The sequence below is a fragment of the Microcoleus pseudofavosus SVA1_A4 genome, assembly GCF_036700565.1.
Lineage (GTDB): Bacteria > Cyanobacteriota > Cyanobacteriia > Cyanobacteriales > Microcoleaceae > Microcoleus.
Map to the genome: position 1 here is coordinate 1 of NZ_JAUBPE010000022.1, position 12,016 is coordinate 12,016.

A 12,016-nucleotide genomic window follows, 5' to 3' on the forward strand; every position below is an offset into this window, starting at 1 on the left:
ATCTCTTGTTTCATCTGTAGAAAGAATTCTTAAAGAATTTGGAGATAATTATGTAATTAATTTTGCTTAACTACTTATCCAGGAAAGTAACACCAGCATTTCCAGGAAAGCTTTCAAAACGCTGTCCCTGTTTTAAAACACCAACTACAGACCAATTAAAAACATCAAATGGAGTGCGGTTGTCAACACGCATAAATTCTTCAAAAGAAGAATTCATGCGACAATTTAACCCCTTTGGGTCGGGGTCTACTACTTCCCAATAAGTATGATAAGCTCTTCCAATATAATCCCCTTGATTATTAGGACTAGGGAGTGGTGCAGTAGAACCCACCGTAGCTGTTTCTAACACCAAAAGAGTTGAAAGAGTAATCTTTGTTAATTGTTGTAACATGAGTATCACTTTTTAAACACTACATTTATTGGTAATCAAATCGCGATCGCACACCGCATCATTCTGCCGTCCTGACAATGTACCACCAACAGCGTAAACCGCATCAAAACCAATGCGTTCCGCCCAAATAAGTGCATTAGCCTGTTTCGCTTTTAATTTGCTACTCGTTACTACCAAGTCCTCACCAATTTAATATTCACCCGTCTCAACATTAATTGAAATAATCTTGCCAATATTCTCTGGTGTCTCTACTTGAGCGCGGATAATATTCTCATAAAGTTCTTTGCCGCGTTTCTCAAACACTTGTTCAGCCGGAATACCAGTAACTTGGCCGCCATCCATTTCTCGATCGCGCCTTTCAGCTTCCTCACTCCAGCTAGATGCAACTTCTGCATCGTTTTCCCTACTTTGTCCCAAGTGTTTTAGGAGTCGCGAGAGCAATATTGCTTGAGCATCCCTTGGTAATGCCATCACTTCAGCTTCAAGATTTTCAATGGTCATAGTATTTAAGGAGTTTACGATTCATTAATCCTATCATACTTGATAATCAATTGACAAAACTCCATCAATTTTAGAGGTTTTCCCAATCATTAATATCAACTTTAGCCTGTCGCAAAATCTTAGCTAAAAAGTTGGCGCTGATATCACCTTGATGAGGATTGGGAATGGTGATGCGAAGGTTATCTTTTAACATGAACTGATGCCTTTTTCCCGAATAGGGGCCATCAAATCCCAGTTGTTTCAGGTAATAAATTAAGTCTCGACGTTTGATTGGTTTTAAAGGGGGGATCAGGCAACATCTTTGGTAATTGTAAGGTCGATATTATCGAGGACGGGTAAAGGAAGATTCATGGTGAGACCAAGTAAAATCCAGTCTTCCAATACCTCTTGCAATTCTTCTCGACAAGCTTCGAGAGTTACAGCATTTGCATAGACTCCCTCACAGATCGGAATTTCTCCGTAGAAAGTCCCATCATCACGGAAAATTTCATACTTAGCTTGCTTCATGGCAGCTTGGATGTATTTAGTTAACATATTAAAGCAATCTCCTTTAAGGTGACAAAACGAATAGGGATGATATCAAGCTAACCTTGATTAGCAATAGAACCAAAGAAAATTATGGCGTGTCCGTTGAGATTACGATCGATCAAAAAAATCATGCTTTAGCATCAAGTTTTGCCTTAGCCGCTCGAAGTTTTTCCCATGCAGCTTCCGTTCCAGGTTTTGGTGGTTGGGCTGCAATTCTAGCAATGAGATCGCGATTTTTTTCTTCATAATACAGCCGGAGTTCCTCAGCTTCCTTAAGAACCATTTGATACTCAGCTTCAACATCAGCGCGATTTGCCTCAATATAAGCTAAAGCTGCATTAATTTGTGCTTCTGTAAGGTCAAACAATCCCCTGATAAACTTAGGCGGATATTGCGCCGTTACATAGTCCATGATGTCGTAGATGGTGATGCGCGTACCTGCGATCGTCAATCCTCTTTCTGTACGGATAATCGCTGTTTTTTCGTTAGATATGTTTGTCATGCTTATAGCCTCCTAGAAGTGATCTTTATATTACTAGCTGATTACCCGCAATTTTCGGATTCTGTCTTACTAGCTGCCTAAGTTAAATTATCAATATTACTCGTAATTTTCCCGAGTCCGATCGCCCAATCATTAAAAAGCCAGTTTTTGAAATAACTCCGCAACCGCCAGAGTAAAGCCGGGGACGATTTTTTCGCCATCGAGGGAATCAGCGGACTTGAGCAGGCGATCGGGCTCTTGGGACGATCGATAAACTAACACATACTGTTCTTGAGGATGAATCACCCACACTAAACGCGCCTCATTCTCGAAATATTCTACGAGTTTGTCGTGAATTTCTGCCACTGTATTGCCAGGAGAAAGGATTTCTACGGCCAGATCCGGCGCACCCTCTAAGAAGCCATCGGGGAGCTCATCTAGCCCTTGCAGGCGTTCTTTTGCCATGAAGGAAACGTCGGGCGATCGCTTGTTTCCTGATTTCATCTTAAAAGCAGTGCTGGAGTCGAACATCGCGCCTAGTTTTCTCGTTGATACGCAGTTAAATAACGCAGCACTCAAAATAATCGCAATATAACCGTGTTTTGCACCCGAGTTTCCCATGTCAATTAGTTCTCCATTTACAATTTCGTAGCGGTGTCCATCTCGGTTGAGTGCCATGAATTCAGCATCAGTCCAGACTTTTTCCTCTGCTGGGGTTTCAAGTTGGTTTTGCCCTGGATGTTGAATTAAAGTAACCATAGCTTTCTCCTAAACTTATATTTCTAGTTAAACATGATTCATTTCAAACTTGAAAAAATCGCCCTTAAAAATTAAGGCGGCGGTAGACTTCAGACATCGGAAGTTCTATATTTAAACTGTGCAGGACGATCGCCCGATCGAGCCGATCGTACACTTGCCATTGCCAGCGATCGCTACTTTGGCGATCGCCATTATAATATTGCTCAATATAGGGTTCCGTTTGACTAACCAGCAGATATTCACAAAAACTAGCAATAGAGCGATATTTTCTGAACTTTTCACCTCGATCGTAGCCTTCAGTGGAGGGCGAAAGAACTTCAACAATCAGTAAAGGGTTGAGAATTTCGTCCGTGCGATCGCCATTGAATTTTGGTTCGCCATCAATTACCAGAACATCGGGATAAGTTCCGTGATTGAAACTAGGAATCCAAATTCGCAGATCGCCGTTATAGATTTGAAAATTTGTGTCTCGCACAGCCACGTTAAGAAAAGTCGTAATGTCTACGGTAATACGGCTGTGAGCGGGGGAACCTCCTGACATAGCGATAATCTCTCCGTTACAATATTCGTGACGTTCTTCAGCGGTTTCCTCGATCGCCCGGTATTCATCTGGAGTAAAGCGAGTCTTTGTCGCATCTGGAAGATTTGGCGGGTTGCTTTGAGTAATAACCACGATCACACCTCCTAAATAATTAGACCTTAAATAATTATGGCTGACAGCTAGATAATTCTCTCAACCAAAAGCCGTTTGTTTGGATTCCTTTCAAATTCCCTCAAAAACTCTCCCTGCCTTAGTCCGCTTCTACTTCACAACCGCTAAATTCTAGCTTTTCTTTTACCTTTAACACTCAACTGCTTTGTAATCGATGTGTAATAATGCAAAGCAAAAAGCAGATTTATCGCAAAAAATACCAAAGTTAAAACAAAGGTAAAAAAAGACGTAAACGACAGCCTGGAAGTCATCGTAAATATCGCCAAAATGATCGAGCAAAGCCCAAAACCGGAAGCAAAAGAACTTAAAAGCAGCAATCGCACCTTAGACATAGTTTAATTTAAAATTATCAGTAGAATGCACTCTTGGCAGCTAAAGATGAGTGCCAAATGATACTTATTACTATATAGCGGAATTGCTCAGTTCCGCCAAGGGCAAAACGGCTGCTTTCCTAAAAAAGTTTGAATTCTACTGAAAAATAAAGCCCGCGCTCTTGCCAACTCCGATCGCTCGACTTAATATCAATCAAAGGAATTCCCCAGCCTCCGCGAGCATTCCACCTCTCGCCGTACTGCCACCGCAGCCCCAATCCCGCTGACAGCAAAGTATTCGCTTCTATGGCCGCCCTTCCCCCGCCCATAGTCCAAACATTCCCAAAATCCACAAACGGCGTCACCTGCAAAACACCTTTTTTGTCAGCGGTGCGCAAAATCGGATACCGCAACTCGGCAGAAGCAAAAATTCCGCTATCGGCAAGCATTGCATCCTGACGGTAGCCCCGCACCGTGTCCGGGCCGCCCAAACCAAATTGTTCGATCGGCAAAAGCCCTCCCCCAGCCAACTGCACATCCGATCGCACCACCAGCAGCGTCTGGGGAGCCAACAACCGCACGTACTGCAATTGACCCCGCCACGCCAAAAATTGACCGTCAGGCTCACTGCTGCTCACCGTAGCGCCAAATGCTCCCACTCCCAAACTGAACTGCGATCGCGCCGCCAAGACATCTTTCTCACCCCTCTGAGTAAAATCCTGAAACAGCCTCAGCGCCGAAACCCTAGTTCTCCCGCGATCATCCGCTCCCGGCGACAGCGGAAAATCCTCTCCCAGCAAAGATGTATCGCTTTCTCGCCTGCCGGCACCAATCCCGATCGCGATTTCTGTTCTCGGAGTTTGCACGATCGGCTGGCGGTAAGTCAACTCATAAGTGCGGCTCGACGCTTCAATATCCAGAGCGTCAAACGGCGACTCAACAATATTGCTTTTGCTCCGGCTTAATTGAAAACTTACCGTACCGTTGCGCGAATTCACTGGCAACGCGTAACTCAAATCGACAGCATTGCTACCCTGAGTATTTGTATAAACCAAACTCGCACTATCTCCCAAACCCAACAAATTAGCCTCGCGGACTTCCGCGCCGCGCCGCCAACTCCCCACACTCGGAGAGCGAGAATTGTCAGTAAAAAGGCTGGCTTGGAAAGTTCTTGCTTCTTTGACTCGGACTAACAGCAAATTAAAACCCGCACGAGAACCCGCTTGCAGTTCCGCTGAGATGTTTTCGATTTGCCCGCTAAGTTGCAGCAGTTGCAGAGCTTCTAGCAAACGCTTTTCGTTCAGCGGGCCTCGTGTCGCCAGGGCTAATCGGCTTCTGACGTAGTTAGAATTCAGCCGCCTAGTACCGACTACATTTATACTTTCTAGCTTGCCTTCTAGCACGGATATTCTGACAACTGAGCCGGAGAGCGTTTGCGGGCCAATCAGCGCTCCAGAAGTGATATAACCTTTGCTGATGTAGAGTTGACTCACAGCAGAACGAGCTTGCAGCAGTTGAGCAAAAGTCAGCGGGCGGCCTATAAAATCTTTGAGTACAGCGTCTAATTCTTGTTTGCTAAAGACGGTGCTGCCAACAACTTCAAATCGATCGACTGTTATCGTACCTGGAATGTTGGGCAATTCTGCTGGCTGTGCCGGCGCGGGCGCGGATGGCTGCAAAAGCTGTTCTGGAGGAGGCAGGGGCGCTGGAGGCGCGGGTTCTCTTAGGGGAGCCGGAGTTGGCGGTAGCGGGTTGGGAATCGGAAATTCTTGTCTGTTTTCTCCTCGGTTCGGCAATTGAGCGAGAGTTTCTCTTTCCTCACTTTGGGCCGGTCGATCGAACTCCGGGATGTCGTTTTCTTGGTCTTTACTGTCTTTATCTAATTCTGAACCTGAGTATAAATCATGAAGCCGATCGCGATCGTCTGCGGTTTCTCGATCGAGTTTTAATTGAGAGGGTAAATTATCATTATCAATTGGCAATCGCACCCTTGAGTGGGCAGCAACCATTGACTCGCCAACACTTTGAGCTGCTAGCGGTGCGGGGCAAATAGCTGCAATTGAAAAACCAAGTGCTAATGCTTTGAAAAACTTGATTTCACAAAAGCCTCTGGAAGGTTGCACGGGCATGACTTATTAGCAATATTTTATAGTTATTTGGAATTGCGATCGATCCGAGTGCCGGCGCAATTCCAAAGAATTAAATTACTTTATCACTTTTTTTAAATAATTTAACTCGTTAATTCAACACAAAGATGCTTGACAAAATTAAAAATTTGTGTATTAGGTTAGAACCCCTGAAAAAAGCTCCGACCTCCCCAAGCTAGCGCTGTAGGTAGGCGGAGCATTCTATCAAACCTGCGATCTGAAGAAATATGTGAATTTTGATACAGATTACTACATTTTATTGAGCTGCGAGCGCAATTCTTCCAACTCAGCGTCAATCACCGGACTCGACTCCGAGGTAGTAGGAGCAGTAGCAGTTTTACCCGCTGCCGGCAATTGACCTTGAGACACAGAACCCCCGGCGAGTTGAGCTTTCATTTGAGCCAACTCGTCGTCAACATCGCCGCCGCCTTCGAGCAAGCGGAACTGTTCCTCTAAATTGCTGCCACCGGCCGCTAGTTCTGCCGAAGCTCCCGCGCGAGCTTCTATCTGCAAAACTTTTTCTTCCATGCGATCGAAAGCTGCCATCGAACTGCCAGTATTCAGGGTGCCAATGGTATTGTTGAGCTGTTCCTGAGCCTTAGCAGCGGATATCCGGGCTTTGAGCATATCCTTCTTAGTCTTAGCTTCAGAAATCTTGCTCTCCAAACCGATCAAGTTGCGCTTGAGACTTTCCACCTGACCCGATTGCTGATCCAGACTGGCTTTCAGCGTCGCCGCCGTTTCAGCGTGAGACTTTTTGCGCACCAGCGCTTCGCGGGCCAAAGTCTCGTCTCCTTTTTGCAGGGCGAGCGCGGCGCGCTGCTGCCACTGGTTAGACTGAGATTCAGCTTGATTGTACTGAGTCTGGGTGCGCTTTTGGGTGGCGATCGCGCTGGCAACGGCCTGACGCAACTGCACCAAGTCTTCCTGCATATCCGTAACGGACTGTTCTAAAATCTTTTCCGGGTCTTCAGCTTTGTTGACCATATCGTTAAGATTGGCTCTGACGACTCGGCTAATGCGGTCAAATAATCCCATAATGCTATTTTTCCTGGGTGAGGTGTACGAGGTAAGCGGAATGCTGGCTTTAGGCGCTAGCCCGCAGCGGTGAAATTCAGTCGGTCAGATTTTTAGTGCGATCGAGTATGCGGGCAATTTTTGCAAATAGATAAATCCAGTTTAAAGCGATCGAGTAATGTGATGCAGGCAAGCTCATTCATGCACCTATCTATTGAGTTTAACTTCGATCCGGGAATTCCCCAATACGCTTCGAGCCATCAGGTGCTGCGCCGCTAGCGCAAGTTTTTGCTCGTCCAAACTATTGTTGTGCACCGCGCCCGGTTCAGGATGCGGGCGGTTCCCCCGACGGCAATTTGGGTGTATTGTTGCCCGGAAGCATTTGTGCTTTCATCGCCGCCAACTCGCTATCGACATCGCCTGCAGCTTCGAGAGAGAGAAACTTCTTTTCTAAATCGTTAGTTCCGAGTTCTGCGATTGCTTCGGAGCGAGCTTCTAGCTGCATGACTTTCTCTTCCATCCGTTCAAACGCGCTCAAAGCGCTGCCGCTATTGAGATTGCCCATCATTTCTTGAAGCCTTTCCGACGATGCGGCGCTTCTTGCTCGGGCAATGTACATATCTTTTTTAGATTTTGCCTCAGAAATTTTACTTTCGAGCGCCCGCATATTGTCTTTAAGTTGAGTCACAACAGCATTCTGCTGTCCGAGACTGGCTTTCATCGCCGTTGCCGTTTCTTGATAAGATTTTTTGCGCGTCAGAGCTTCCCGCGCCAAATTTTCCTCGCCTTTTTGCAAAGCTAGCTGCGCCCGCTGGTACCATTCTGCTGCAGTAGACTCAGCTTGGGAACACTGGCGTTCGGTGCGTTTTTGAGCTGCAATCGCCCCTGCCACAGCTTGTCTGAGCTGCACTAAATCTTCCTGCATATCCATGACAGCTTGTTCCAGAATTTTTTCTGGATCTTCGGCCGTCCCGACCAAACTGTTAATATTGGCTCGAATCACTCGCCAAAGCCGATCGAATAATCCCATTTTGCCAGTCTCCCGATTTTAAATTTTAGATTTAGGAGTAGGAATTAACAACTAAAAATTCCCAATCAAAATTTCTCAATTCTCTGTGAATTTTTTAATTTTTCATTCCTTCTAACTAATTTATGGCTGATAGTATTGCGGCTTCACCCCTTTTGCTTGGAGTTCTTTCACCAAACGTTCTGCTGAGGCAGCATCGTTCAAAGCCCCCATTTGGATCTTGACACCCTTTGAGAAGTTTCGCACGTAGGCATCGGGAACTGCGGTTCTGGCTTGCTGCAGCGATTTTTCGTCGGTGTAATCGGTGACAACGTAATAGAAACCGTCGGCAGCCCGTGTCGGCCTTCCCAGCGGGGCTGCTGTGGCCGAGGCTGCTGTGGCTGGGGATGCTGTCGCCGGGGATGCGGCTGTCGGCTGGGCTGGGGAGGGTGTTGGAGGCAGTGTCGGCAGTGTCGGGACAGGCTGGGAGGCGCTGGGGCTGGGACTGGGAAGCAAAGCCGTACTGAGATTGTTGAGTCCTTGTTCCCTGCCTCTGGCTGGGTTGCCGTCTTCTGTAGGGATCGGGACAGCCGCGCCAGGGCCTGGAGGCGCTGCCGGATTTGGCGGGATTGATGCTTTTGGCGACGGGGAAGCAATCGGGCTGGCTGTCGGCTTGACATTGCTCAGAGTGCTCAAATCTAGCTCGACAAATTCCTTGGATGCCAGATTTGGAGCTTTCGGCAGTTCCTTGGTGCCGGTATCTGATGTGGCGGTAGTAACTTGACTGTCGCTGGGAGAGGGCGCGGTACGATCGAGCAAACGGTTCAGCCCGGCCATTTTCGCCAGACTTGACGGGTGCATGACGGCGTAGCCCAAAGCTGTGCACGACAGCAGAAACAGCAGCATCGAACTCAGTCCCAGGGGAGTTAACAAACTGGCGGCTAAACTGCGTTCGACCGCAGGCTCGGCTGTTTGCTCGTCCAAACTTTCGATCAGTTTTTCGCTTGATTCGAGATACTTGTTGGGTGCGGAGGCACTGCTAGATAGTTTTGTGCCGCCCCTGGTAGTTGCTAGCGGGGCATCGCCCGGGCTGCCGCCAAGGGATAGGGGCATCAACAGCGGCTGCTGGGTTTCCTGGGCAGCCTCCGGCGGCAGGTTTTGGGCTAGCTGTTGCTCGGTTGTGGCTGTTTGCTTGCCAGTACGAACTGATGGCGACACCCACTGTTCTGCGCGCCGCCTGTGCCTTCTGTATGTTGTCAGTTCTGCTTCTAGGCTTACATCCAGACACCCCAGGGCTGCTTGCAAAGCAGGCTTGATTGGGGTTGATGAGGATTGATGATTTGGGGATTCAACCGAAGAACGCTTACTCATTAGCAAAACTCCTACCGCCTCTGAATTGATTTTAATGTTTTGATTGTAGATATAAACAAGAAGCTTGAAAACTTGCCTATTTTATGATTAGCTACTTTTGGCGTCAATGCAACAGGGGCCCGATCGCCTGCTGTCGATCGCCGGCAGCTATCTTTTCATTTTCATTTTAAAACTTAATTGTTGCTGTGTCCCAAAAGCTGCTTGCCGAGACTGCAAGCAGCTTTTTGTATCTGGAGATACCGCTTATTTATAACCTCTCATTTTTGTTCCGCATTTGTACTTTTTCTTGATCCCTGACAGCCTTATAAACTTTTAAGCTGTGTTTTTACCTATACCATGAGTCTACACTGAGCTTATTGTTTCTATATATAACGAGATTATAAAGAATTTATAAAATTTAATTGCTATCCGGGGATCGCTATAACCCAGACAGCATAAAGGCTGGGATGCTCTAAAACCTGCTAGCTCTACATTGGAGAATTAGAGATGAAAATGATTTACCTAAGAACTTATATGAAAACCCGATTAACTTCTGCTTGCCGTCACTGCCGCCACTATACCCCAGAGGGGAGACGCGGGGGTGTTTGCGATCTGCTGAGCGTTCCGGTTCAAAGTCAGTGGAAAGCTTGTTCTTTAGGGGTTTCGGCTTTTGGGCTATCTTGGGAAAACCTAGAAGAAATTGAACTGTGGCAAGAACAGACTGTAACTCTGCAGGAGGCGGCCGTCACTCTTGCTGAGCCCAATGACTACCAGCTTACAGGCACAACGTTAATGGAAAAATCGGCCACAGCACTCTCGGTATAGTGACTCCGCAGCAGGAGAGAGCATACCATTTTCGATTTTCGATTTTCGATTTTCGATCGGGGAATCACAGATGAATATCAGGGTTTGGATCTGGCAAAGCAGTTTCATTGTTTTTGGAAACTAATATCAATACTGACACTTGTGGGCGATCGGGTGCATTGGACTTTACCAACTCATAAAAGTTAGCAGCATCTACTTTTTTAATATGAGTGGATAAAAAAAATTAATTTCTCCATCCAGCTATGGCAGCCAAGGATATTGACTAAAATCAGGTTGCCGTTTTTCCAAAAAGGCTTGTTTGCCTTCGGCGCCTTCCTGGGTCATATAGTACAGCAAAGTGGCATTTCCAGCCAGTTCTTGCAGACCGGCTTGACCGTCGCAGTCGGCATTAAAAGCGGATTTCAAACAGCGAATCGCGATCGGACTTTTTTCTAAAATTTCAAGAGCCCACTGCATCCCTTCTAGTTCGAGTTGTTCGACGGGCACGACACAGTTTACTAAACCCATTTCTAAGGCTTGCTGCGCGCTGTACTGGCGGCACAAAAACCAAATTTCTCGGGCTTTTTTCTGACCGACAACTCTAGCGAGATAGCTAGCTCCGAAACCACCGTCGAAACTGCCGACTTTTGGGCCGGTCTGTCCGAAAATAGCATTGTCAGCAGCGATCGTCAAGTCGCAAATTAAGTGCAGAACGTGACCCCCTCCAATTGCGTAGCCTGCAACTAAAGCAATTACCACTTTGGGCATCGATCGAATCAACTTCTGCAAGTCGAGCACGTTCAAGCGGGGTATGCCACCTTCGTCTACATATCCCGCCGCACCCCGCACGCTTTGGTCGCCGCCGGCACAAAAGGCGTATTTGCCGTCTGTATGAGGCCCCGCACCGGTGAACAGGACAACGCCGATTTTTGTGTCTTCGCGCGCATCAGTAAAGGCATCGCACAGTTCCTGCACGGTTTTGGGACGGAAAGCGTTCCGTTTGTGAGGTCGATTGATGGTAATTTTGGCGGTGCCACCATTTTTGTGATAGAGAATGTCTTCGTAGGTTTTGGCGGTTTGCCATTCAATTTGCATAATCAATCGATTGGGGTTTTGAAACCGAGCTGGAGCTATCGAGGCTGCGATAATTCGCTTTTAGATTTTAGATGGATTCGGTTCAATAGGATACAAGGGTCGATCGACTCTTGCCAGAAAAATAAAGCGGGACTTACGCAGAAACCGGGTTTTTCACCAAAATACGCCATGCAGCGCTGCATGAATCGGTTAAAAAACCCAGTTTTTGAGCGCCTTGGCGCGCAATTCGCGTCTAAAATCGAAAAAGCGTCAAATCCTCTTCCCTCTTTCTCAGTCTTTATACTGCGAATAAATTTATATCCGCTGCATTATTTGCGGTGTAAAATACCCAGCAAGTGCTTTGCTGCTTTGCCAAGTACCGGATCGCGGGACTCGAATTCGCTGGGTGCGAGTAAAGCTTGAACTTCGGCAAAAGCTTCTGAGTCGAGGACTCCTTCTTTAGTAAATAAAGTGTCTATGGCTGCAATGTGTCTGGAGTCGAGGCCGAGTCGGTTTCCCATCGACTGTAAGTACATTTGCTCTCGGAGGTCGATGTGTCCGTCTGCGGCTGACATTTCGTAGCCGGAAACGATGAGCAACAGCTTTTCTGATTCTGAGAAGAAAGCTGTCAGGGTTAGCAATTCCGTGGGGTTGAAGTAAACCTGCTGTTTGGAGATGCCTTTGACAAGGCGCTGAATTAGTTCTACCCGATCGGGGTCGCCGCTGGCAAAGGCTTTGAGAGTCTTTTGCAGCCGTTCTTCTTCTTCAACGGCGATCGTCCTGTCAATAATCATCACTCCGCGCAGGATGGAAATTAGGGCAGTCAGGAAGACGACTAAAGGAGTGATATCTTGTTCGCGGAGCTTTTGCCGGCTAATCCGAGACAACAGCTCAACAACTTCAGTGCTGATTGTGGTGGTGTCCATAATTAAAAA

General features: G+C 47.0%; 16 protein-coding genes. 2 read left to right on the top strand and 14 right to left on the bottom strand.

The genetic code is table 11. The features are described 5' to 3' along the window. Positions 1-70 precede the first annotated feature (70 nt). The 10 genes from QUA02_RS11665 to QUA02_RS11710 all read right to left on the bottom strand — a co-directional run bounded on the left by QUA02_RS11665 (position 71) and on the right by QUA02_RS11710 (position 6,868). Positions 71-391, bottom strand: coding sequence for a hypothetical protein (locus tag QUA02_RS11665; RefSeq protein ID WP_333027774.1), 321 nt, complete (start codon positions 389-391; stop codon positions 71-73). A gap of 12 nt (positions 392-403) precedes the next feature. Continuing rightward, a complete protein-coding gene (locus tag QUA02_RS11670) occupies positions 404-568 on the bottom strand; it encodes a hypothetical protein (protein WP_333027777.1) in 165 nt (54 codons plus the stop codon). Positions 569-580: 12 nt separating this feature from the next. Then, positions 581-892: an addiction module protein gene (locus tag QUA02_RS11675; protein ID WP_333027779.1), complete on the bottom strand. Its 312-nt coding sequence runs from the start codon at positions 890-892 to the stop codon at positions 581-583. Between the two features lie 70 nt (positions 893-962). After that, positions 963-1,184: a type II toxin-antitoxin system HicA family toxin gene (locus tag QUA02_RS11680; protein WP_333027924.1), complete on the bottom strand. Its 222-nt coding sequence runs from the start codon at positions 1,182-1,184 to the stop codon at positions 963-965. Then, complete coding sequence (locus QUA02_RS11685; protein WP_333027781.1) at positions 1,181-1,426, bottom strand: type II toxin-antitoxin system HicB family antitoxin; 246 nt, start codon at positions 1,424-1,426, stop codon at positions 1,181-1,183. Before QUA02_RS11685 ends, QUA02_RS11680 begins: the two co-directional genes overlap by 4 nt. Before the next feature lie 121 nt (positions 1,427-1,547). Continuing rightward, on the bottom strand, positions 1,548-1,922 hold the full coding sequence (locus QUA02_RS11690; RefSeq protein ID WP_333027784.1) for a DUF433 domain-containing protein: 375 nt from the start codon (positions 1,920-1,922) through the stop codon (positions 1,548-1,550). A gap of 132 nt (positions 1,923-2,054) precedes the next feature. After that, entirely contained in the window at positions 2,055-2,660 is a 606-nt protein-coding gene (locus tag QUA02_RS11695) for a Uma2 family endonuclease (RefSeq protein ID WP_333027786.1), read from the bottom strand. 64 nt (positions 2,661-2,724) lie between these two features. Further along, a complete protein-coding gene (locus QUA02_RS11700) occupies positions 2,725-3,333 on the bottom strand; it encodes a Uma2 family endonuclease (protein ID WP_333027790.1) in 609 nt (202 codons plus the stop codon). Between the two features lie 490 nt (positions 3,334-3,823). Then, positions 3,824-5,812 carry a ShlB/FhaC/HecB family hemolysin secretion/activation protein gene (locus tag QUA02_RS11705; RefSeq protein WP_333027792.1) on the bottom strand — a complete coding sequence of 663 codons (1,989 nt, stop codon included), beginning with the start codon at positions 5,810-5,812 and terminating at the stop codon, positions 3,824-3,826. 267 nt (positions 5,813-6,079) lie between these two features. Further along, complete coding sequence (locus QUA02_RS11710) at positions 6,080-6,868, bottom strand: PspA/IM30 family protein (RefSeq protein ID WP_333027794.1); 789 nt, start codon at positions 6,866-6,868, stop codon at positions 6,080-6,082. Between the two features lie 120 nt (positions 6,869-6,988). Here QUA02_RS11710 and QUA02_RS11715 point away from each other — a divergent pair, with 120 nt between their 5' ends. Then, positions 6,989-7,126, top strand: a complete 138-nt coding sequence (locus QUA02_RS11715) for a hypothetical protein (protein ID WP_333027796.1) — start codon at positions 6,989-6,991, stop codon at positions 7,124-7,126. Positions 7,127-7,172: 46 nt separating this feature from the next. Here the strand turns inward: QUA02_RS11715 and QUA02_RS11720 are convergent, their stop codons facing one another. Next, positions 7,173-7,877: a PspA/IM30 family protein gene (locus QUA02_RS11720; RefSeq protein ID WP_333027799.1), complete on the bottom strand. Its 705-nt coding sequence runs from the start codon at positions 7,875-7,877 to the stop codon at positions 7,173-7,175. A 120-nt stretch (positions 7,878-7,997) separates the two neighbouring features. Next, positions 7,998-9,224 carry an SPOR domain-containing protein gene (locus QUA02_RS11725; RefSeq protein ID WP_333027801.1) on the bottom strand — a complete coding sequence of 409 codons (1,227 nt, stop codon included), beginning with the start codon at positions 9,222-9,224 and terminating at the stop codon, positions 7,998-8,000. Between the two features lie 513 nt (positions 9,225-9,737). Between QUA02_RS11725 and QUA02_RS11730 the strand changes: the two genes are divergently transcribed. After that, the gene (locus QUA02_RS11730) at positions 9,738-10,028 is read left to right on the top strand and encodes a hypothetical protein (RefSeq protein WP_333027803.1); all 291 of its coding nucleotides are present in this window, start codon (positions 9,738-9,740) and stop codon (positions 10,026-10,028) included. Between the two features lie 240 nt (positions 10,029-10,268). On the opposite strand, the gene menB is transcribed toward QUA02_RS11730, so the two are convergent. After that, positions 10,269-11,102 (bottom strand): 1,4-dihydroxy-2-naphthoyl-CoA synthase, encoded by an 834-nt coding sequence (gene menB, locus QUA02_RS11735; RefSeq protein ID WP_333027806.1) that lies wholly within the window; start codon positions 11,100-11,102, stop codon positions 10,269-10,271. Between the two features lie 308 nt (positions 11,103-11,410). Then, positions 11,411-12,007 (bottom strand): TerB family tellurite resistance protein, encoded by a 597-nt coding sequence (locus QUA02_RS11740; RefSeq protein ID WP_333027808.1) that lies wholly within the window; start codon positions 12,005-12,007, stop codon positions 11,411-11,413. Positions 12,008-12,016 lie beyond the last annotated feature (9 nt).